The sequence below is a fragment of the Streptomyces sp. NPDC001536 genome (genome assembly GCF_042894505.1).
Classification (GTDB): domain Bacteria; phylum Actinomycetota; class Actinomycetes; order Streptomycetales; family Streptomycetaceae; genus Streptomyces.
Genome location: NZ_JBIAVQ010000008.1, coordinates 408,257 through 429,066, shown reverse-complemented (window position 1 = coordinate 429,066; position 20,810 = coordinate 408,257). Strand labels below are relative to the sequence as shown.

General features: G+C 71.0%; 18 protein-coding genes. 13 read left to right on the top strand and 5 right to left on the bottom strand.

Annotated elements, in window-relative coordinates; translation table 11 throughout:
• Positions 1-10: 10 nt before the first annotated feature.
• From ACFY0U_RS23970 to ACFY0U_RS23955, 4 genes are all read left to right on the top strand, one after another.
• Positions 11-1,294, top strand: a complete 1,284-nt coding sequence (locus tag ACFY0U_RS23970) for an NAD(P)/FAD-dependent oxidoreductase (protein ID WP_388638953.1) — start codon at positions 11-13, stop codon at positions 1,292-1,294.
• Between the two features lie 92 nt (positions 1,295-1,386).
• On the top strand, positions 1,387-2,811 hold the full coding sequence (aspA, locus tag ACFY0U_RS23965; RefSeq protein ID WP_388638951.1) for an aspartate ammonia-lyase: 1,425 nt from the start codon (positions 1,387-1,389) through the stop codon (positions 2,809-2,811).
• A 197-nt stretch (positions 2,812-3,008) separates the two neighbouring features.
• On the top strand, positions 3,009-3,428 hold the full coding sequence (gene panD, locus ACFY0U_RS23960; RefSeq protein ID WP_388638950.1) for an aspartate 1-decarboxylase: 420 nt from the start codon (positions 3,009-3,011) through the stop codon (positions 3,426-3,428).
• A gap of 31 nt (positions 3,429-3,459) precedes the next feature.
• A complete protein-coding gene (locus ACFY0U_RS23955; protein ID WP_388638948.1) occupies positions 3,460-3,804 on the top strand; it encodes a GNAT family N-acetyltransferase in 345 nt (114 codons plus the stop codon).
• Positions 3,805-4,173: 369 nt separating this feature from the next.
• Here the strand turns inward: ACFY0U_RS23955 and gndA are convergent, their stop codons facing one another.
• Positions 4,174-5,613 (bottom strand): NADP-dependent phosphogluconate dehydrogenase, encoded by a 1,440-nt coding sequence (gene gndA / locus ACFY0U_RS23950; RefSeq protein WP_388638946.1) that lies wholly within the window; start codon positions 5,611-5,613, stop codon positions 4,174-4,176.
• Positions 5,614-5,891: 278 nt separating this feature from the next.
• Between gndA and ACFY0U_RS23945 the strand changes: the two genes are divergently transcribed.
• Positions 5,892-7,013 carry a transglycosylase family protein gene (locus tag ACFY0U_RS23945; protein ID WP_388638944.1) on the top strand — a complete coding sequence of 374 codons (1,122 nt, stop codon included), beginning with the start codon at positions 5,892-5,894 and terminating at the stop codon, positions 7,011-7,013.
• Between the two features lie 42 nt (positions 7,014-7,055).
• Here ACFY0U_RS23945 and ACFY0U_RS23940 read toward each other — a convergent pair whose 3' ends face one another.
• The gene (locus ACFY0U_RS23940; RefSeq protein WP_388638943.1) at positions 7,056-8,222 is read right to left on the bottom strand and encodes a DMT family transporter; all 1,167 of its coding nucleotides are present in this window, start codon (positions 8,220-8,222) and stop codon (positions 7,056-7,058) included.
• Positions 8,223-8,432: 210 nt separating this feature from the next.
• Between ACFY0U_RS23940 and ACFY0U_RS23935 the strand changes: the two genes are divergently transcribed.
• From ACFY0U_RS23935 to ACFY0U_RS23915, 5 genes are all read left to right on the top strand, one after another.
• Entirely contained in the window at positions 8,433-9,182 is a 750-nt protein-coding gene (locus ACFY0U_RS23935) for a (2Fe-2S)-binding protein (protein ID WP_388638941.1), read from the top strand.
• Positions 9,183-9,222: 40 nt separating this feature from the next.
• The gene (glgA, locus tag ACFY0U_RS23930) at positions 9,223-10,377 is read left to right on the top strand and encodes a glycogen synthase (protein WP_388638940.1); all 1,155 of its coding nucleotides are present in this window, start codon (positions 9,223-9,225) and stop codon (positions 10,375-10,377) included.
• Between the two features lie 48 nt (positions 10,378-10,425).
• A complete protein-coding gene (gene glgC / locus ACFY0U_RS23925) occupies positions 10,426-11,646 on the top strand; it encodes a glucose-1-phosphate adenylyltransferase (protein ID WP_388638938.1) in 1,221 nt (406 codons plus the stop codon).
• Between the two features lie 150 nt (positions 11,647-11,796).
• Complete coding sequence (locus tag ACFY0U_RS23920) at positions 11,797-13,116, top strand: wax ester/triacylglycerol synthase family O-acyltransferase (protein WP_388638937.1); 1,320 nt, start codon at positions 11,797-11,799, stop codon at positions 13,114-13,116.
• Positions 13,117-13,219: 103 nt separating this feature from the next.
• Complete coding sequence (locus ACFY0U_RS23915) at positions 13,220-14,737, top strand: SDR family NAD(P)-dependent oxidoreductase (RefSeq protein WP_388638935.1); 1,518 nt, start codon at positions 13,220-13,222, stop codon at positions 14,735-14,737.
• 174 nt (positions 14,738-14,911) lie between these two features.
• Here the strand turns inward: ACFY0U_RS23915 and ACFY0U_RS23910 are convergent, their stop codons facing one another.
• Complete coding sequence (locus tag ACFY0U_RS23910) at positions 14,912-15,718, bottom strand: SDR family oxidoreductase (protein ID WP_388638933.1); 807 nt, start codon at positions 15,716-15,718, stop codon at positions 14,912-14,914.
• A gap of 25 nt (positions 15,719-15,743) precedes the next feature.
• Entirely contained in the window at positions 15,744-16,139 is a 396-nt protein-coding gene (locus tag ACFY0U_RS23905; RefSeq protein WP_388638931.1) for a hypothetical protein, read from the bottom strand.
• A gap of 465 nt (positions 16,140-16,604) precedes the next feature.
• Here ACFY0U_RS23905 and ACFY0U_RS23900 point away from each other — a divergent pair, with 465 nt between their 5' ends.
• Together ACFY0U_RS23900 and ACFY0U_RS23895 are read left to right on the top strand one after the other, a co-directional pair.
• Complete coding sequence (locus tag ACFY0U_RS23900) at positions 16,605-16,778, top strand: hypothetical protein (protein ID WP_107080540.1); 174 nt, start codon at positions 16,605-16,607, stop codon at positions 16,776-16,778.
• A 46-nt stretch (positions 16,779-16,824) separates the two neighbouring features.
• Positions 16,825-17,307, top strand: coding sequence for a GNAT family N-acetyltransferase (locus tag ACFY0U_RS23895; protein WP_388638929.1), 483 nt, complete (start codon positions 16,825-16,827; stop codon positions 17,305-17,307).
• Positions 17,308-17,364: 57 nt separating this feature from the next.
• Here ACFY0U_RS23895 and ACFY0U_RS23890 read toward each other — a convergent pair whose 3' ends face one another.
• Positions 17,365-18,708 carry an amidase gene (locus ACFY0U_RS23890; RefSeq protein WP_388638927.1) on the bottom strand — a complete coding sequence of 448 codons (1,344 nt, stop codon included), beginning with the start codon at positions 18,706-18,708 and terminating at the stop codon, positions 17,365-17,367.
• 260 nt (positions 18,709-18,968) lie between these two features.
• Between ACFY0U_RS23890 and ACFY0U_RS23885 the strand changes: the two genes are divergently transcribed.
• On the top strand, positions 18,969-20,801 hold the full coding sequence (locus ACFY0U_RS23885) for a family 20 glycosylhydrolase (protein ID WP_388638926.1): 1,833 nt from the start codon (positions 18,969-18,971) through the stop codon (positions 20,799-20,801).
• Positions 20,802-20,810 lie beyond the last annotated feature (9 nt).

Sequence of the window (20,810 nt, the reverse complement as noted above, 5' to 3'; positions counted from 1 at the left end):
GACGCACGCCATGAAGCAGATCCCCTACTGGCTGGACACAGCTCCCGCCCTGCCCGACCGTTCCGGAAAGGACCTGCCCGAAGAGGCGGACGTGGTGGTGATCGGCGGCGGCCTCACCGGCCTGTCCACCGCCTACCACACCGCCCGCAAGGGTGCCCGGACCGTCCTCGTCGAGAAGGACAAGGTCGGCTCGGGCGCCTCCGGGCGCAACGGCAGCATGTGCACCCAGGGCATCACCATCAGCCCCGCCGAGGCGCGCAAGCGCTTCGGGCAGGAGCGGGCCCGTGAGCTCTACGACGCCTTCCGCGAGGCGGTCGACGTCGTCGAGGAACTCACCCACACCGAGAACATCGACTGCGACTTCAACCGCTCCGGGCGCCTCGGAGCGGTCTGCAAGCCCGGCCACTTCGAGGGCCTGCGGGCCAAGCAGCGCGACCTGGCCGACAACTTCGGCCACGAGACGATCGTCCTGAGCAGGAGCGAACTGCGGGCCGAGCTCGGCACGGACTACTACCACGGCGCCCTGCTCGACCCGCTCAGCGCGGGCCTGCACGTGGGCAAGTTCGTCGGCGGCCTGGCGGACGCCGCCGAGCGGGCCGGCGCCGAGATCCACGAGCGCAACGCCGCCACCGGCCTCACCCGCCTCCCCGGCGGCGGCTTCGTGGTGGAGACCATGCACGGCACCATCCGTGCCAAGCAGGTCATGGCGGCGACGGACGCCTACACCGACAAGTCGATGCCGTGGTTCCGCAAGCGGCTGATCAACGTCGGCAGCTTCATCATCGTCACCGAGCCGCTGGGGGAGGAGCGCGCCAAGGAGCTCATCCCCAACGGCCGTCTGCTGGTCGCCCACAAGAACGTCGGCCACTACGTCCGCCTCACCCCGGACAACCGCCTCGCCTTCGGCGGCCGGGCCCGCTTCGCCCCCTCCAACCCGGCCTCCGACATCAAGAGCGGTGACATCCTCAAGCGGGAGATGACCGAGATCTTCCCGCAGCTGGCGGGGGTGCGCATCGACTACGTGTGGGGCGGCATGGTCGGCTTCTCCTGGGACCGCATTCCGCACGCGGGCGAGGTCAACGGCCTGTACTACTCCATGGGTTACTGCGGTCACGGCGTCCAGATGGCCACCTACATGGGCCGAGCGGTCGCCGAGATGATGGACGGCAGGCCGGAGGCCAACCCGCTGCGCGGCTTCGGTTTCCCGAAGGTCCCCGTCCCCTTCTACAACGGCACGCCCTGGTTCCTGCCGTTCGGCGGCGCCTACTACAAGGCGAAGGACCGCCTGCTCTGAGCAGGTACGACACCGGTGACACCACGGGGGCCTTCCGCGCACCGGCGGGGAAGGCCCCCCATCCATGCCTCCCGAGAGAGGGCCCCAGCCCCATGACCGCCGTCACCCGCATCGAGCACGATCTGCTCGGCGACCGGGACGTTCCCCTCGACGCCTACTGGGGTGTCCACACCTTGCGTGCCACGGAGAACTTCCCGATCACCGGCACTTCCCTCGCCGCCTGTCCCCACCTGATCGACGCCCTTGCCGCAGTCAAGGAGGCCGCCGCCCTCGCCAACGAGGAGCTCGGGCTGCTCGACCCGAGGAAGGCCGCCGTGATCGTCGCCGCGTGCCGTGAGATCCGGTCCGGCAAGCTGCACGACCAGTTCGTCGTCGACGTCATCCAGGGCGGTGCCGGCACGTCGACCAACATGAACGCCAACGAGGTCGTCGCCAACCGGGCGTTGGAGCTGCTGGGGTTCGAGAAGGGCCAGTACGCGTACCTGCACCCCAACGAGGACGTGAACCTCGGGCAGTCGACGAACGACGTCTATCCGACCGCCGTGAAGGTCGCGACCGTCTTCGCCGTGCGCGGCCTGCTCAAGGCGATGGCCGTTCTCCAGGACGCGTTCGCCCGCAAGGCCGTCGAGTTCCGTGACGTGCTCAAGATGGGCCGCACGCAGTTGCAGGACGCGGTGCCGATGACGCTCGGGCAGGAGTTCTCCGCCTACGCCGTGATGATCGAGGAGGACCGCAGCAGGCTCGCCGAAGCGGTGGAGTTGATCCATGAGATCAACCTGGGTGCCACGGCCATCGGCACCGGCCTCAACGCTCCCGCCGGATACGCCGAGTCGGCCCGCCGCCACCTGGCCGAGATCACCGGGCTGCCGCTGGTCACGGCCGCCAACCTGGTCGAGGCGACCCAGGACTGCGGGGCGTTCGTGCACGTGTCCGGGGTGCTCAAGCGGATCGCCGTGAAGCTGTCCAAGAGCTGCAACGATCTGCGTCTGCTGTCGTCGGGGCCGCGTGCGGGCCTGGGCGAGATCAACCTGCCGCCGGTGCAGGCGGGTTCGTCGATCATGCCGGGCAAGGTCAACCCGGTGATCCCCGAGGTCGTCAACCAGGTCGCTTTCGAGGTGATCGGCAACGACGTGACGATCACGATGGCCGCGGAGGCCGGACAGCTCCAGCTCAACGCCTTCGAGCCGATCATCCTGCACTCCCTGTCGGAGAGCATCACGCATCTTCGGGCGGCGTGCCTGACCCTCGCCGAGCGCTGCGTGAACGGCATCACCGCCAACACCGAAACACTCCGCGCGACGGTGGAGAACTCCATCGGCCTGGTGACCGCCCTCAACCCGTACATCGGGTACACGGCCGCCACCGACATCGCCAAGGAGGCCCTCGTCACCGGCCGCGGGGTGGCCGAACTCGTCCTGGAGAAGGGCCTGTTGCCCGCCGAGACCCTCGCCGACCTGCTGCGGCCCGAGCTCGTGGCCGGCAGCGGGGCGGGTACCGGCCTGAGGGTCACCGACTGACGAGGAACGCGTAGGAGACTGCACGACGTCAACGCCGTGATCACCGGAGCATCGAGCGGGATGGGCCAGGCGGTCGCCGGTGTGAGCGCTGGAACACCCGCGGACAGCTGACCGGTCATGCGAATCGTTGTACGCTCCGAAGACCGCCCTTGACCTGCAAAAAGCGGGCAGGGAGCAGCTGAACCGGGAGTCTGTCCGTGTTTCGTACCATGTTCAAGTCCAAGATCCACCGCGCCACCGTCACCCAGGCCGACCTGCACTACGTGGGATCGGTGACCATCGACGCGGACCTTCTCGACGCCGCCGACCTGCTGCCCGGCGAGCTCGTCCACATCGTCGACATCACCAACGGCGCCCGCCTGGAGACGTACGTCATCGAGGGCGAGCGCGGCTCCGGCGTGATCGGTATCAACGGGGCCGCCGCGCATCTCGTCCACCCCGGCGATCTGGTGATCATCATCAGTTACGCTCAAGTGACCGATGCCGAGGCGCGGGCGCTGGAGCCGAGGGTCGTGCACGTGGACCGCGGCAACCGGATCGTGGCCCTGGGCGCCGACCCGTCGGAGCCGGTGCCGGGCTCGGACCAGGAGCGCAGCCCGCAGTCGGTACCGGCCTGACCCTGTACGGCTTTCGACCAGGAGCGTGCCCATGAGCGACATCCAGATCCGCGACGACCGGCCGGCCGGCCGCCTGGAGGCCGTCGGCGACGGCGAAGTCGTGGGCCGTATCGAGTACTTCGTCCTCGAATCGCCCGGGCGCGCCCTGGTCCCCGTCCACACGATCGTGGAACCGGCGCACGAGGGAAAGGGCATCGCGGGCTCCCTGGCCCGCGAGCTCTACGCCACGGCCGAGCGCGAGGGCATCGTGGTGGCCCCGCTCTGCCCCTACGTCGTCAAGTGGGCCGAACGCCACCCCGAGGAGGCCCCGCCCGCCGACCCGGAGCTGCTCCGCGCGGCGAAGGTCTGGCTGGCGGCCCACCCCGAGCGCTTCTGACGCGGTCCATCCGGGTGACTGGGGCACCGGACGCCGGGTACGCGGGGGATTAGTCCAGAGCCGACGTCACCACTGGCTGGAGGACACGATGACCAACCCGTTCCCCGACCCCGTCCACCCGGGCCCGACCCCGGGCCCCTACCCGGACCCCCCACCGCAACCGACCCCTCCGTCACCGGGCCCGACCCCGACTCCGCCCCCGGACCCCGCTCCGTCCCCGGTCCCCCCGGGCCCGGAGCCGGTACCGAACCCGGAGCCGGGACCGCCGCTCAGCTGAGTGGAACGAGGCTGAGGGGCGCGGGGAACTACGCGATCAACCACCGGTTCCCCGCACCCGCCCTCGTACCGAAGCACCCCGCCCGGTAGGCGCTACGCGGACACCTCGGACCGGTCCCCACCCCACAACGTGTGGAACGACCCCTCCTGGTCCACCCGCCGATACGTGTGCGCCCCGAAGAAGTCCCGCTGCCCCTGCGTAAGCGCCGCAGGCAACCGCTCGGACCGCAGCCCGTCGTAGTACGCCAGCGCCGCCGAGAAGCCCGGCGTCGGCACCCCCTGCCGGGTCGCCGCGACGATCACCTCACGCCAGTCGTCCTGCGCGTCGGCGATCTCCCGGGCGAACGTCTCGTCGGACAGCAGGCTCGGCAGATCGGCCCGCGTGTCGTACGCGGACCGGATCCGGTCCAGGAACGCGGCCCGGATGATGCATCCGCCGCGCCAGATCGCCGACACCGCACCGAGGTCGATGTCCCACTCGTACTCCTCACGAGCGGCCGCGATCTCGTGGAACCCCTGCGTGTACGACACGATCTTCGAGGCGTACAGCGCCTGCTCGACCCGGTCGGCGAACGCACCGGCCTCCGCCTCGCTCAGCGCGGTCGCCTTCGGACCCGCCAGCCCCCGCGAGGCCTCCCGCAGCTCCGCGTGCCCGGACAGCGACCGCGCGAAGACCGCCTCGGCGATGCCCGAGACCGGGACACCGAGGTCGAGGGCGATCTGGACCGTCCACCGCCCGGTGCCCTTCTGCTCCGCCTGGTCCACGACCACGTCCACGAAGGGCTTGCCGGTCGCCGCGTCCACGTGGGACAGCACCTCGGCGGTGATCTCGATCAGATAGGAGTCGAGGCGGCCCGTGTTCCAGGTCCGGAAGATGTCCGCGATCTGCGCGGGTGAGTACCCGGCGACATCGCGGAGCAGCTGGTACGCCTCGCCGATCAGCTGCATGTCGGCGTACTCGATGCCGTTGTGCACCATCTTCACGAAGTGCCCGGCGCCGTCCGGACCGACGTGCGTCACACAGGGCGCGCCGTCGGCCGCCTTCGCGGAGATCTTCTCCAGCATGGGTCCGAGCGAGTCGTAGGACTCCTTCGGGCCGCCCGGCATGATGCTCGGTCCGTTGAGCGCGCCTTCCTCGCCGCCGGAGACGCCCATGCCGACGAAGTGGATGCCCTGCTCGCGCAGTGCCTTCTCACGGCGCCGGGTGTCCGCGAAGTGGGCGTTGCCACCGTCGATGATCATGTCGCCGGGCTCCAGGAGCGGCGCGAACTCGTCGATCACCGCGTCCGTGGGATCGCCCGCCTTGACCATGATGACCAGCCGCCGCGGCCGCTCCAGCGCCGCCACGAACTCCTTGGCGGTCTCCGCCGCGATGAAGTCGCCCTCGTTCCCGAACTCCTCGACCAGGGCGTGCGTACGCGCCGCCGTCCGGTTGTGCAGCGCGACCGTGTAGCCGTTGCGTGCGAAGTTCCGGGCGAGATTGCGGCCCATGACCGCGAGTCCCGTGACGCCGATCTGGGCTGTGTTGCTCATTCGGTTGGCTCCTCAAGGATCCGGTATCGGTGGTGCCGGTCGTGCACGTCAGTATCGCCCCACCGACCATCCTGACGTGCCGCTACGCCGAGCGCATGTCCGGGGTGCCCGGTGCGACGTACGCAGATACGGACGACGGGCCCCACCCGCCTCAGCCGTTCTCAAAGTGCGGCGCATTCCTGGTCGTTCGCGGTGCAGGGCGGCCGATTGCCGTCTTGTCATGGCCTGTTCGGGGCGCTTACTTTTGGCCCTCCTGACGAATGTCGAGGGGGAGCTCCATGGCCGTACGCGGCCGGCACCGCCGGTATCAGCCGAACAGGATCAACCGCGCCTCGCTCAGCGTCACGGCGGGCGGTGCCGGAATGGCGATGCCGCTCGTCGGCGCCGGCACGGCCCAGGCGGCCGACGTGGACACCTGGAACAAGGCCGCCGCGTGCGAGTCGACCAACAACTGGAGCATCAACACCGGCAACGGGTACTACGGCGGGCTTCAGTTCGCCCAGTCCACCTGGGAGGCGTTCGGTGGCACGCGGTACGCGCCGCGGGCCGATCTCGCCACCAAGGACGAGCAGATCGCCGTGGCGGAGAAGGTGCTGGACGGACAGGGGCCGGGCGCCTGGCCGGTGTGCTCGGTCAAGGCGGGGCTGACCCGCGGAGGCGACACCCCGGACATCCACCCCACCGGGTCCGCCAAGAGCTCCGTGCAGGACGTACAGCCGCAGACCACGCCCCAGTCCCGGGCCGGGACGGCCCAGATGTACACCGTGGTCCACGGCGACAGCCTCTCCGGCATCGCCGACCGGGAGGACGTCAAGGGCGGCTGGCAGCGGCTCTACGCCGCGAACCGGAAGACCATCGGGGCCGATCCCGACCTCATCCTGCCCGGGCAGCGGCTCAGTCTGCGCGGCAAGGCGGTCACGACGACCACCCAGACCTCCTCCCGGTCGACGTCGGAGAAGTCCGATGCGGACACCGAGGAGACGAAGGAGACCGGCCACTCCCGGGTCGCCCCGGTCGACGCCCCCACCGGAACGCCTTACCACAAGGCGGGTTCGTCCTGGTCGAAGGGCTATCACACCGGAGTCGACTTCGCCGTGCCCACCGGCACCTCCGTGAAGGCGGTCGCGGAGGGGCGGGTGGTCAGTTCCGGGTGGGCCGGTTCGTTCGGCTACCAGGTGGTGATCCGGCACGCGGACGGCCGGTACACCCAGTACGCGCACCTGTCGGCGATCTCCGTGAAGAGCGGACAGGGCGTCGGCGCCGGACAGCGGATCGGCCGGTCCGGGTCCACGGGCAACAGCACGGGCCCGCATCTGCACTTCGAGGTGCGGACGGGGCCCGGCTTCGGCACCGACATCGATCCGGTCGCGTATCTGCGGACGGGCGGTGTCAGGCTCTGAGGTCTCTCTCGGGGGGCGTGGTCGGGTGCGGATCGCGTGCGGTCAGGATTTGACACGCATGCGATGGCGGTCGAGGACTGGCACCGGGACGTACGACGCGCCGTAGAGCGGGCCGTAGAGAAAGACCGGTGAGTCTTCGGGGTCCTGCGGCGCGATGTCCTGGACCGAGTCAGGCGCCGGGACCAGGACCTCCTCCCGGACCGCCGACTGCTCGGGGAGGCCGACGAGCAGGTCCTCGGCGGCGGGCTCGGTCAGCTCGGCCAGCAGCTTCTCGGCGGTGGCGGGCTCCTGCGGCACGGCCGCCCTGGCGCTCGGCACGCTCACCTTCGCGGCAGGCTCGGGCAGCGCCGGGACCGGCTCGGGCAGCGGCTGCGACTCGGTGCGGGCGAGCCGCTCGGTCGTCAGCAGGATCAGACCGCCCGCGGCCACCACACCGCAGCCCAGGGCGAGCACGGTGCCCGTGATGCCGTAGCGGAAGGTCTCACCGAACATCGTGATGCCGACCGCGGCCGCGGCCACCGGGTTCACGACCGTGAGGGTGGCCAGCGGGGCCGCGAGACCGGCGCCGCGGTAGGAGGCCTGGGAGAGCAGCACACCGGCCGTGGCCAGGACGCCGATCACGGCCAGGGAGGGCACGTCCGCCGTCGACACCCCGCCGGTCCAGTCGACCGCGACGGTCTTGGTGAACACCGAGGACATACCGAACGCGATACCGGACGCGGTGGCGAGCAGGATGCTGCGCACCGCCGGGTGCCGGTGGGCCGCCCGGCCCGCGATCATCAGCGCGACGACGGCGACGCCGGTGGCCGTGGCGACCGCCACCCGCTGCGTCGTGTCCAGCGACTGGGCGTCGGACGCGCCGACCAGGGAGAGCAGACCGGCCAGACCCACGGTCGACATGATCGCGCCGCGCCAGGCCGTCGCCCCGGCCTTGCGGCGCACGAACAGCGCCGCCATGGGCAGCGCGAACACGATGGTCAGGGCGCCCAGCGGCTGCACCAGGCTGAGCGGGCCGTACGCCAGCGCCACCACGTGCAGCAGACCGCCGAGGCCGTTCAGCGCGACCGCCGCCCACCAGCTCGCCCGCCGCAGGGGAGCGAACTGCTGCTCGGGGGAGGACACTGCGACCTGCTCCTGGACGATCGCCCCACCGGCGTACGCGACGGCGGAAACGAGCGACAGCACCACGGACAACGCGAGGGCGCTCATGAGCTGCTCCTCTGCGAAAGGCAGGGGCGATGGCCCCGGCGCGGCGAACGGTCGGCTTCCATGTGCAACACGATGCCGCGAAAAGCTGTTCCCGTCGTCGTACCTGAGCAGGCAATGGGTCCTACTGCCGATGGAGTACTACGGAGGGTGGGTCCTCCCCAAGGTGGGTGACACCACGCAGGGCCCTCCTGAGGGAACCCCCTAGGGGCCTTGGTACTACTGCTCCTCGTGGACCTCGACGCCGATCTCGCCGCGCTCCGCCCGCTCGGCGGCTTCTTTCTCCTACGCACGGGAGCAGCACCGCGTTCAACACTGCCCACGCTAGCTCAGGCGTACGAAAGTGAAAAGTGTGATGTTTATGGAAATTCCCTGACTTTCCGTGTCCACAAGGTCGCCGCCCTGCTGGACGCCCCCGAACCGCGCATCGCCGCCTCGATCGCCCACCAGGGACTCGCGTCCCGGCTGTGGTCGGCGGCGCTCGGCTGTGCGGTCCTCTACGGCGGCGTCCCCGACCTGGACGCCCGGCTCGTGCGCTGGGACGCCGACGGCAGCGCCCCCGACGACCTGTGGCTCACCGAGGTCCGCCCCCTGCCCGGGAACGCCACGAGCCTCGCGGGCGCCGTCCTGGACGGCCACCTCGAACCGCTGGCCCAGGCGCTGCACACCCGGTACCGGGTAGCGTCCGGCCTGCTGCGCGGCAACGCGGCCTCCGCGCTGGCCGGCGCCGCCCGGCAGCTGGCGGGATGGGCGCGGGCGAACGGCCGTCCCGACGCCGTCGCCCGCACCCGCACCCTGGCCACGGAGCTCCTCGCCCACCCCGGCCTCGCCGGCGCGCTCGACCCGGGCACCCTCCGGCGCCGCAGCTGCTGCCTCTACTACCGCGTGCCCGGCGGCGGTGTCTGCGGCGACTGTTGCTTCACACGGCCCCCGCGGTCTTCCCCGGGCGCCGCATCTGGGTGACCATGAGGGGCAACCAGCCGTCGAGAACAGGGGGTTCCGGGTGCGAGTGGGACTGCTGACCCGGGAGTACCCGCCGGACGTGTACGGCGGCGCGGGCGTCCATGTCGAGTTCCTCGCCCGGGAGTTGAGCTCCCTGATCGACCTCGACGTGCACTGCTGGGGCGAGGGCCGCGCGGAGGGCGTCGTACGCCACCGCCCCTGGCCCGTGCTGGACACCGCCAACGACGCGCTGCGCACCTTCTCCGTGGACCTCGCGATGACCGCGGGCCTCGAAGGCCGCGAACTCGTGCACTCGCACACCTGGTACGCCAATCTCGCCGGCCACCTCGGCAAGCTGCTGTACGGCATCCCGCATGTGATGACCGCGCACTCGCTGGAGCCGCTGCGCCCCTGGAAGGCCGAGCAACTCGGCGGCGGATACGCCCTGTCGAGCTGGGCCGAGCGCACCGCCATCGAGGCCGCCGACGCGGTGATCGCGGTCTCCGGCGCCATGCGCGAGGACATCCTCTCCTGCTACCCGGTCCTGGACCCGGCCCGGGTGCACGTCGTGCACAACGGCATCGACACCGCCCTCTACCGGCCCGACCACGGCACCGAGGCCCTCACCCGCATCGGCCTCGACCCGGACCGCCCCTTCGTGCTCTTCGTCGGCCGCATCACCCGGCAGAAGGGCGTGCCCCATCTGCTGCGCGCGGTACGGGACATCGATCCGTCCGCCCAGGTCGTGCTGTGCGCCGGGGCGCCCGACACCCCGGAGATCGACCGCGAGTTCCGTGAGCTGTTCCAGGAGTTGAGCAGTGTCCGCGAGGGCGTCCACTGGATCCCGCAGATGCTGCCGCGCCCGGACGTGATCCAACTCCTCACGCACGCCGCCGTGTTCGTCTGCCCTTCGGTGTACGAACCGCTCGGCATCGTCAACCTGGAGGCCATGGCGTGCGGAACCCCCGTCGTGGCCTCGCAGGTCGGTGGCATCCCGGAGGTCGTCGACGACGGCAAGACCGGCCTGCTCGTCCCGCTGGACGACGACTTCGAGCCCGCGCTGGCACGCGCGCTGGACTCGGTCCTCGGTGATCCGGAGGGCGCCCGGCGGATGGGCGAGGCCGGACGGGAGCGCGCCGTGGGCGAGTTCGGCTGGGACGCGGTGGCGCGGCGGACGGTACGTCTCTACGAGGAGATCCTCAAACAGGCGTACTAGGGGCCGGTCCAGGGCAGGCATGGATCAACCAGGGTGAGGGGAGCGGCCATGCGGCGTGGCGGACCTTCGGTGCTCGGAATCGTGCTGGCGGGCGGAGAGGGCAAACGCCTGATGCCCCTGACCGCGGACCGCGCGAAACCAGCGGTCACCTTCGGAGGAACGTATCGCCTCGTCGATTTCGTCCTCTCCAACCTCGTGAACGGCGACATCCTGCGCATCTGTGTCCTGACGCAGTACAAGTCGCACTCGCTGGACCGGCACATCACCACGACCTGGCGGATGTCGAGCCTGCTCGGCAACTACGTCACCCCGGTCCCGGCCCAGCAGCGGCTCGGCCCGCGCTGGTACCTGGGCAGCGCCGACGCCATCCTGCAGTCGCTGAACCTCGTGCACGACGAGGAGCCCGAGTACGTCGTGGTGTTCGGCGCCGACCATGTGTACCGGATGGACCCGCGGCAGATGCTCACCCAGCACATCGAGAGCGGGGCGGGGGTGACGGTGGCCGGCATCCGGGTGCCGCGCTCGGAGTCCTCGCAGTTCGGTGTGATCACGCCGGGGTCGGACGGGCTGACCGTGGAGCGGTTCCTGGAGAAGCCCGCCGACCCGCCCGGTCTCGCGGACGACCCGGAGTGCGTCTTCGCCTCGATGGGCAACTACATCTTCACCACCAAGGCCCTCGTGGAGGCCCTTCAGCGGGACGCCGAGGACGAGAACTCCGTGCACGACATGGGCGGCTCGATCCTGCCCCAGCTCACCGACCGGGGTGAAGCACAGCTGTACGACTTCAGCCTCAACCACGTGCCCGGTGAGACGACCCGCGACCAGGGCTACTGGCGTGACGTCGGCACCCTGGACGCCTACTACGACGCCCACATGGACCTCATCGCCGAGCGCCCCGCGTTCAACCTCTACAACCGGCAGTGGCCCATCTACACCCACTCCGGCCAGCTCTCCCCGGCCCGCTTCAACGCGGGCGGGATGGCGAGCGAGTCGATCATCAGCGCCGGCTGTCTGATCCGCGGCCAGGTCACCCGCTCGGTCCTGTCGCCGGGTGTGAGGGTCGACCCGGGGGCGGTGGTCCAGGGCTCGATCCTGCACGACAACGTCAAGATCGGGCGGGGTGCGGTGGTGCGCGGGGCGGTGCTGGACAAGAACGTCGAGGTACCACCGGGTGCGACGATCGGGGTGAACCCGGACCGGGACGCGGAGCTCTACACCGTCTCCAAGGGCGGGGTGATCGCGCTCGGCAAGGGCCAGCAGGTGTCCTGAGACACACCGACGGGCACCCCTGTGACTCCTGGGGTGCCCATGGCTGGACTTAATCTGCTGTTAACTGTGCGTAGCTTGATCGTACTTGACCGTAATCACGTGCGGGCGATTGACTGCTTGCTTCACCCGTCGTCGACGCGAGGCAAGCCATTGACTTCTGACCTGCTCGCCCCCCTCGACCTGGCCTTCTGGAACATCGAGTCCCCGGAACACCCGATGCACCTGGGCGCCCTCGGCGTCTTCTCGGCCCACTCGCCCGCCGCGGGCGCGCACGCGGCCGATCTGCTCGCCGCGCGGGCGGCGGCGGTGCCGGGGCTGCGGATGCGGATCCGGGACGTCTGGCAGCCACTGGCCTTCGGGGGCGCCACACGCGAGCCCGCCCCCGACTTCGACCCGCTGGACCACGTCCGGCTGCACGCGCCCACCGCCGACTTCCACGCCGTGGCCGGGCGGCTGATGGAGCGCCCGCTGGAGCGCGGCCGGCCGCCGTGGGAGGCCCATGTCCTCCCCGGGGAGGACGGCTTCTCCTTCGCCGTGCTCTTCAAGTTCCACCACGCCCTGGCCGACGGACTGCGCGCGCTGACCCTCGCGGCAGCCATCCTCGACCCGATGGACCTGCCGGCCCGCAAGCCGCGCCCGGAGGAGCCCGCGAAGGGCTTCTTCCCGGACGTGCGCAAGCTGCCGGGGTTCATCAGGGGCACCGTCTCCGACGTGGGCCGCGCCCTCGACATCGGCGCGTCCGTCGCCCTGTCCACCGTCGGCGTGCGCTCGTCCTCCGCGCTGACCGCCGAGCCGAGCGGAACCCGCCGTACCGCGGGAGTCGTCGTCGACCTCGACGACGTGCACCGGGTGCGCAAGGCCCAGGGCGGCACCGTCAACGACGTCCTGATCGCCGTCGTCGCCGGCGCCCTGCGCCGCTGGCTCGACGAGCGCGGCGACGGCAGCGAGGGCGTCGCGCCCCGCGCCCTCATCCCGGTCTCCAAGCGCCGCCCGCGCACCGCGCACCCCCAGGGCAACCGGCTCTCCGGCTACCTGATGAGACTCCCGGTCGACGACCCCGACCCGCTCGCCCGCCTCGCCACGGTCCGCACCGCGATGGACCGCAACAAGGACGCGGGGCCCAACCGGGGCGCGGGCGCGGTCGCCCTGCTCGCGGACCACGTCCCCGCGCTCGGACACCGCCTGGGCGGACCGCTGGTGAGCCAGGCCGCCCGGCTCTGGTTCGACATCCTCGTCACCAGCGTCCCCCTGCCCAGCATCGGCCTGAAGCTCGGCGGCAACCCGGTCACCGAGGTCTTCCCCTTCGCGCCGCTGGCCCGCGGCCAGTCCCTCGCGGTAGCGGTCTCGACGTACCGCGGACAGGTCCACTACGGCCTCGTCGCCGACGCCGAGGCCGTCCCGGACCTCGACGTCCTGGCCAAGGCGCTCACCGAGGAGGTCGAGACGCTCATCACCGCCTGCGAGGCTTGACCGACCGCGTTTTTGGAGGACCGGCCCGGCGCTCCGTAGAATTCCCCGTTCGAAAGCGGACGCGGTCGGAGCGCCGCACGGTGAGCAGGGAAACGGCAGCGCGATGACGGTGACAGAGGAAGGCTCGGCGACCACGGACGAGGTCGTGAACGAGTCCGGTGACGACATCGTCTACGGCCCCGGTATCGACCCGGAGCGGCTGGCCGTCTGCCTCAGCGTGCTCGACGAGCTCGACAAGCTGGAGGTGGACCACCCGGACGCGATCGCCGTGCGCCGGGCCACCGCGGGCGTCTACCGCACCGTCAAGCAGCGTCGCCGCCAGGAGCGCCGGGCCGCCAAGACCGCCCACGACAAGCAGGTCACGGAGGCCACGGCGACCGGCTCCGCCCAGCGCATCGACGACGAGACCGAGGGCATCCTGCCGTCCTCGGTCACCGAGGCCGGGAAGATCGCCGGGATACTCCAGCGCCCGCGCTCCTGCTACACCTGCAAGACCCGGTACGTGGAAGTCGACTACTTCTACCACCAGCTCTGTCCGGACTGCGCCACCCTGAACCGGGACAAGCGCGAGATCCGCGCCGACCTCAGCGGCAAGCGCGCCCTGCTCACCGGCGGCCGTGCCAAGATCGGCATGTACATCGCGCTCAGGCTGCTGCGCGACGGCGCCCACACCACGATCACCACGCGCTTCCCCAAGGACGCCATCCGCCGCTTCAAGGCCATGGACGACTCCGGCGACTGGCTGCACCGCCTGGAGGTCGTCGGCATCGATCTGCGCGACCCGGCCCAGGCCGTGGCCCTCGCCGACCAGGTCGCCGAGGCCGGCCCGCTCGACATCCTGATCAACAACGCGACCCAGACCGTACGCCGCCTGCCCTCGGCCTACGCCGCCCTGGTCGACGGCGAGAGCGCCCCGCTGCCCGCCGGTGAACTCCCCGCCCACCACGTCATCGGCGCCTTCGGCTCCGGCGCCGTGGACGGCCTCGCCGCCCTGCCCGTCGGCATCAGCGGCCTCGACGCCCAGCAGGTCGCCGACCTCGCCCTGGTCGCCGGCAACGCCAGCGTCGCCCGCCACCTGGACGGCACCGCCATCGACGCGGGCGGTCTCGTCCCGGACGTCGTCGACACCAACACCTGGGTGCAGACCATCGAGCAGATCTCCCCGGTGGAGCTCCTCGAGACCCAGCTGTGCAACTACACGGCGCCGTTCATCCTCATCAGCAAGCTCCGCCCGGCGATGGCCGAAGCGGCGAAGAAGGCGGCGAGCGGCCGCGCGTACGTCGTCAATGTCTCCGCGATGGAGGGCGTCTTCGGCCGCGGCTACAAGGGCGCGGGCCACCCGAACACCAACGCCGCCAAGGCCGCGATGAACATGGTGACGCGCACCAGCGCCCAGGAGATGTTCCAGACCGACGGCATCCTCATGACCTCCGTCGACACCGGCTGGATCACCGACGAACGCCCCCACTACGACAAGCTGCGCCTCGCCGAGGAGGGCTTCCACGCCCCCCTCGACCTGGTCGACGGCGCGGCCCGCGTCTACGACCCGGTCGTGCGCGGCGAGGCGGGCGAGGACCTGTACGGCGTCTTCATGAAGGACTACGCGCCCGGCAAGTGGTAGGCCCTTATTCGCTCGCGGGCCCGGGTGCCGGCGTTCTACCGTGACGGTGGAGCGCCGGTGTGCCCGGTGCGATGGTCACGCGTTCTTCAGGTTCGATCCCAGACAGGCCCACCCACGGGCCTGCCGCCCTGTCGGAGGGCACCGCGCGACCGCCTTGATCTCGGGCACGCGTGCTCAGCCTGCTCCCGGCGCCCGTGACCGCAGCCGCTCGTGCACCGCGTATGTCCCGGAGGAGTACGCGGCCCGCACCCGCGTCCCCCCGTCCACCAAAAGGTCGGCCCCGGTCACCCACTCCGCCGCGTCCGACGCCAGCCACACGACGGCCCGCGCCACGTCCTCCGGCTCCCCGATCCGTCCGAGCGGCAGCCCCGCCGCGAGCTCCTCCTCGCCCGGCTCCCACACGAAACGGGCCATTTCCGAGCGGACGAGGCCGGGGGAGACGGAGTTGACCCGGACCCGCGGGGCCAGCTCGCCCGCGAGCTGTCGGGTGAGATGGAGCAGGGCCGCCTTGCTGGTTCCGTAGGCGCCGACCTGAGGGCCCACGTGCCCCGCGCCCTCCGTGCAGACGTTGACGACCGCACCCCCGTGCTCCCGCATCCACGCCCGCCACACGCCCTGCGTCAGCCGCAGCGGCGCCTCCACGTTGACCAGGAACGCCTCGCGCCACGCCTCCGGGTCGGCGTCCATGAGCGGGCCGTACGGCTGGTTCGTCGCCGCATTGTTGACGACGACGTCGATCCGCCCGAACGCGCCCAGGGCGAGGCGGACGACCTCGTCCAGATGCGCCGGATCCGCCACGCTCCCCGCCACGCCGATGCCGCCCAGCTCGGCGGCGACCCGCCGCACCTGAGCCGCGTCCCGCGCGGTCACGCACACCAGCGCGCCCGCCGCCGCCAGTTGCCCGGCGACCGCCCGCCCGATGCCGCGCGTGCCGCCGGTGACGATCGCGGCCCTGCCCTGAAGTCCGTACGGCGGTGTCATCGGCGTACCGTCTCATGACGGACCGTCAGTCGACAGCCCCGAGACGGGAGTTACGCGCGGCCACCATCTCCAGGACGGTGCGCCAGTCCTCCAGGACCCCGGCGTCGAAGCCCGCGGTCAGGCTCTCCTCGTCCGCCATCCGCAGGCGCAGCAGGTCGTCGTCGCCGGCCGGGCCGCGGCGGCGTACGAGGTGATAGACCCGCTCGCCCAGCAGGGGCCGTACGGCCTCGGCGGCGCGCTGGGCCCGCAGGGTCTCGTCGCCCGGGCACAGCAACTGCCCGATGTCGTGCACCAGCCCCGCCACCTGGAGCTCCTTGTCGGCGGGGCGGCCGCGGCGCAGCAGCGCGGCGGTCCGCAGCGCGTGCTGATGCCGGCAGGCGTACAGCAGATCCATCAGCTCTTCGACACTGCGCAGCTCCATGCGTCAGTCCTCCCGCCGGACAAGCCGTTGCCGTCCGTCAGCAGATCATGGCCGCCTTGCGATTCGGCCAACGGGACTTGAACCCGCGCTGCCGGGGTCCTCGAAGGCGCGATCGTCGATGTAGGCCGATCGGGTGAAGTCTCGATGGGGCATCAGATGGCAAACCCGCACATAGTAGGACCGAGTGCACGCAGGCGACTTGGGAAAGTTACCCCTTGTTTTCAGCCCCATCGAGCGGCCCTCCGCTCATTTGGTTAGTCTGTAGCGGACGGACAGCAGTACGGGGTCCCACCCACACCCACGGTCCGTCCTGGGGCAAGCCGATCACCACGGCCTGTTCTGACATGAGTGACCGGCGCCACCGCGTCCGAGCTGTTCTCGACTCAGACCCGAGCGGGCGTCCGGCGACAGATCGCACACTGACCGGTATGCCCCGAGGGTGACCCGACACATAAGGAGTGCGCGGTGACACCGGAGAAGACGAATCGCGATCAACGGCCCAAGGAACGCCCCGAGCGCGCGGGCCGACGGCCCGGACAGCTCGGCAGCCTCGACGTGTGGGCGCGCTCCGCCCCCATCCGTCTCGCGGGTTACGAGGACGACCTGGCCGAGCCCCACATCCTGCCCAGCGTGGACTGAGCCCCGTCGCGATCGCCGTCGGCATGGGCGTGCCAGACTCACGCCCATGCTGATCAGAGAAGCCGCGGCCGACGACTGGCCGCGGATCTGGCCTTTCTGGCACCGGATCGTCGCCGCGGGGGAGACCTACGCCTGGGATCCGGACACCTCCGAGGAGGCGGCACGGGAGCTGTGGATGAGCCCGGCCAAGCGGGTCCACGTCGTCGAGGACGAGACCGGCGCCGTCGTCGCCTCCGCCTACACCACCCCCAACTACGGCGGCCCCGCCGCCCGCATCGCCAACGCGGGCTTCATGGTCGACCCCGACCACACGGGCCGCGGCATCGGCCGCGCCCTCGCCGAACACGTCCTGACCGCCGCCAAGTCCGACGGCTACCGCGGCATGGTCTTCAACGCCGTCGTCGAGACGAACCCGGCCGTCGCCCTGTGGACGTCCCTCGGCTTCACCGTCCTGGGCACGGTCCCGGACGCGTACGAGCATCCGCGGCACGGACTGGTGGGGCTGCACGTCATGTACAAGGCGCTCTAGGGCGCGAGCCGGTCGCCGTCCTGGGACGTTCTGCCGCCCTGCTGGAGCTGAGCCGGATCAGTCCAGCGGTGCCGTGCGCTCCCACGGGTGCAGCTTCTCCAGTTGCTCCGCGACCTCCAGAAGTACCGCCTCCGAGCCCGGCCGCCCCACGAGTTGTACGGCGGTGGGGGCGCCGGACGGGAGCTTGCCGAAGGGGACGGACATCGCGGGCCAGCCGGTGAGGTTCCAGGGCGGGGTGAGGGGGGAGTAGTTGGTGTTGGCGAGGACGTTGCGCAGCCAGCCCCGCTCGTGCCAGGGCACCGACTTGGGGGAGCGGCGGGCCAGGGCCGGGGTGAGCAGGACGTCGTACTCCTCGAAGAACGGCTCCAGACGGCGGCGCAGCGCCTCGCGGCTCGTGCCGGTGCGCACGCCCTTCACGAAGCGGCGGCCCACCGCCGCGTGGACCCGGGTGCGGCGCGTCAGCTGTCGCGGGTCCAGGCCTTGGGCGTCCTCCGAGGTACCCGCCGTCCAGTGGGCGAGCGAGGTGACGCTCAGCGACACCGGGTAGGACGGGTCGGCGCGGCGGACCTGGTGGCCCGACTTCATCAGGACTCCGGCGGCCTCCCGGGCGGCGGCCGTGTACGGCTTGGTGATGGCGATGCCGGCGAGCGGGCTGCGCAGGGAGAGCGCGATCGTGCGCATCGCGGCGGTGGCCGGTCGTTCGAGTTCCGTGTCCGCCAGGATGTCGAGCATCAGACGGGCGTCCTCGACCGTGGTGGCCAGGGGCCCGTTCTCGGACATGCCGAACCAGTCGCCGTCGCTGACACCCGCCGGGACCACGCCGTGGCCGGGCTTGATGGTGACGAGGCCGCAGTTGGCCGCCGGGATGCGCAAGGAGCCCATGCCGTCGTTGCCGAGGGCGATGGGGACCAGGCCCGCGGCGACCGCGGCCGCGCTGCCGCCGGAGGAGCCGCCCGCGGTGCGGGTGAGGTCCCACGGGTTGCGGGCGGTGCCGTGCACGCCCTCCGTCGTACCGAAGACACACAGCTCCGGCACGTTCGTCAGACCCACGACCACCGCACCCGCCGCCCGCAGCCGGGCCACCGTGACATGGTCCTCGGTGGCGGGGGTGTCCGGTGTGGCCGCGGAGCCGATGCGCTTGGACTCGCCGCGTACGGCGAGGTTGTCCTTGACGGCGATCGGCACGCCCGCGAGGGGCAGGTCGGCCAGGTCGGCGCGGGCACCCACCTCGTCGGCCTCGGCGAGCGCCGCCTCGGCCCGTACCGTCCGGAAGGCCCCGACACGGCCGTCGAGCCGCTCGATCCGGGCGAGGTGCTCGGCCACCACCTCACGGGGCGTGGTCCGCTTCTCCTGCACGGCGGCGGCGATCTCGGCGGCGGTCCGGCCGATCCAGCTGGTCACGGGTGCTCCTCGGGGGGTACTGGCGAGTACGTAGGGAGAACTGTGCCTCCGCTCGGGCCTCGCGTCGAGAGGGGGACGGGCCTTCGAGGGGGCGGGGGCCGCCTTGGACATTCGCGCCGGTGTTCTTGGACTTTTCGCGACCGGGCATCAGAAGAAGCCCAGGTCATCCGATCAATGGCTCAACTTGGCCTACTTCTCGTCCCATTGACAGTCCCTGAGGGCCGCCCAATCATCAGTCATCCGATGAATGGGAGTCGCTCGTGAGAACGTTTCCGAGACGTCAGATCCTGGGCGTCGCCGCCGCACTGGCCCTGCTCCTGGCCCCGGCCCCGGCGGTCGCCCAGGAGGGGACCCGACCGCCGGTCACGGTGCCCGCGCTGAGCAACTGGACGCCGGAATCCGGCCGTTACGACTTCGGGCCCGGCACCCGCCTCGTGGCGGACACTCCGGCCGAGCGCAAGGTCGCCGACACCCTCGCCGACGATCTGCGGGAGGCCGGACACGGCACCGTGCCGGTCGTCGGTGGCGCCGCGCGCGGAGGAGACATCGTTGTCGACATCCAGCCGTCCCGGAAGTCCCTCGGCGCCGAGGGCTATGAACTCCGGTCCGGAAAGCGGCTGTCGGTGACCGGCGCCACCGAGACCGGTGCCTTCTACGGCACCCGCACCCTGCTCCAGCTCCTCGCCCAAGGCGACAGGATCCCCGCCGGACGCACGGTCGACGTGCCGCGCTTCAAGGAACGCGGCGTCGGTGTCTGCGCCTGCTACATCCACATCTCCCTGCCCTGGCTGGAGAACCTCGTCCGGGAGATGGCGTACAACAAGCTCAACCAGCTGCTCCTCGAACTGAAGGTGAAGAGCGACACCCATCCCGAGGCCAACACCTGGGGCTACTACACCAAGGACGAGATCCGCCGGCTCGTCGCCCTCGGCGAGAGGTACCACGTCGAGATCATCCCGGAGATCAACTCCCCCGGGCACATGGACCCGTGGATCGAGAACCGCCCCGACCTCCAGCTCACCGACTCCGACGGAAACAAGCAGCCCTCACGGCTCGACATCACCCAGCCCGCCGCCTTCGACTACTACACCGGCCTGATCGACGAGTACGCCCAGGTCTTCAAGGCCCCGGCCTGGCACATGGGCGCCGACGAGTACATGCTCGGCTCCGACTTCGCCAAGTACCCCCAGATCCTCAAGTACGCGCAGGACAGGTACGGTTCCGGCGCCACCCCGCAGGACGCCTTCATCGACTTCGTCAACCGCGTCCACACCTACGCGGCGAGCAAGGGCAAGAGCCTGCGCATCTGGAACGACGGGCTCACCGGCGCCAACACCGTCCCGGTGACGGCCGGAACGACCGTCGAGCACTGGCTGAACGTGTCGGTGAAGCCCAGTCGGATCCTCGCCCAGGGCTATCCGTTGATGAACGCCGCCTACGCCCTCTACCTCGTCCGCGGCGGCTTCCACAGCGACACCGAGGGCCTGTACGAACAGAGTTGGGACCCGCGCAGCTTCGAGGGCGAGAAGCTCACCTCCGCCGAGGGCATCACCGGCGCCAAGATCAGCCTCTGGCCGGACAACGGGCGCGGGGAGACCGAGAACGAGGTCGCGGTACGGCTCTGGCCCGCCCTGCGCCACATCGCCCAGGCGACCTGGGGCGACCCCCATCCGGACGCCACGTACGCCGGATTCACCGCGCGCGGTACGGCCGTCGGACACGCCCCGGGATGGCGGGACCTGACGAAGCCGCCGGTCGCGGACGGGGCGTACACCTTCCAGGCGGACGGCGTGTCCTTCGACGCCGACGTGACACGCACGCCGGACGGCTATGTGACCCTGCGCGGCCCGGCCGGCTGCCTCGCCGTGAGCGGCGGCAAGCTCACGCTCAACGTGCCGCTCCAGCCGGGCGTCGAGGCCACCTGGGACACCTGCGCCGCCGCGAGCACGCTGCAACGCTGGGAGTTGCGGCGCGCCGGGGACGGATACCGCCTCGTCAACGTCATCACACAGATGGCCATGACCGTGACGAACGGCCGGATCACGCAGTACCCGCCCGACCAGCACCCGCCCGCCGTATGGCGATTGACCTGAGGAGCCCCA

What these genes read in the sequence shown, in the direction of transcription:
- ACFY0U_RS23970 (WP_388638953.1), top strand. Translation starts at nt 11, where the DNA reads ATGAAGCAGATCCCCTACTGGCTGGACACAGCTCCCGCCCTGCCCGAC.
- aspA (WP_388638951.1), top strand. Translation starts at nt 1,387, where the DNA reads ATGACCGCCGTCACCCGCATCGAGCACGATCTGCTCGGCGACCGGGAC.
- ACFY0U_RS23955 (WP_388638948.1), top strand. Translation starts at nt 3,460, where the DNA reads ATGAGCGACATCCAGATCCGCGACGACCGGCCGGCCGGCCGCCTGGAG.
- gndA (WP_388638946.1), bottom strand. Translation starts at nt 5,613, where the DNA reads ATGAGCAACACAGCCCAGATCGGCGTCACGGGACTCGCGGTCATGGGC.
- ACFY0U_RS23945 (WP_388638944.1), top strand. Translation starts at nt 5,892, where the DNA reads ATGGCCGTACGCGGCCGGCACCGCCGGTATCAGCCGAACAGGATCAAC.
- ACFY0U_RS23940 (WP_388638943.1), bottom strand. Translation starts at nt 8,222, where the DNA reads ATGAGCGCCCTCGCGTTGTCCGTGGTGCTGTCGCTCGTTTCCGCCGTC.
- glgC (WP_388638938.1), top strand. Translation starts at nt 10,426, where the DNA reads ATGCGGCGTGGCGGACCTTCGGTGCTCGGAATCGTGCTGGCGGGCGGA.
- ACFY0U_RS23915 (WP_388638935.1), top strand. Translation starts at nt 13,220, where the DNA reads ATGACGGTGACAGAGGAAGGCTCGGCGACCACGGACGAGGTCGTGAAC.
- ACFY0U_RS23910 (WP_388638933.1), bottom strand. Translation starts at nt 15,718, where the DNA reads ATGACACCGCCGTACGGACTTCAGGGCAGGGCCGCGATCGTCACCGGC.
- ACFY0U_RS23905 (WP_388638931.1), bottom strand. Translation starts at nt 16,139, where the DNA reads ATGGAGCTGCGCAGTGTCGAAGAGCTGATGGATCTGCTGTACGCCTGC.
- ACFY0U_RS23895 (WP_388638929.1), top strand. Translation starts at nt 16,825, where the DNA reads ATGCTGATCAGAGAAGCCGCGGCCGACGACTGGCCGCGGATCTGGCCT.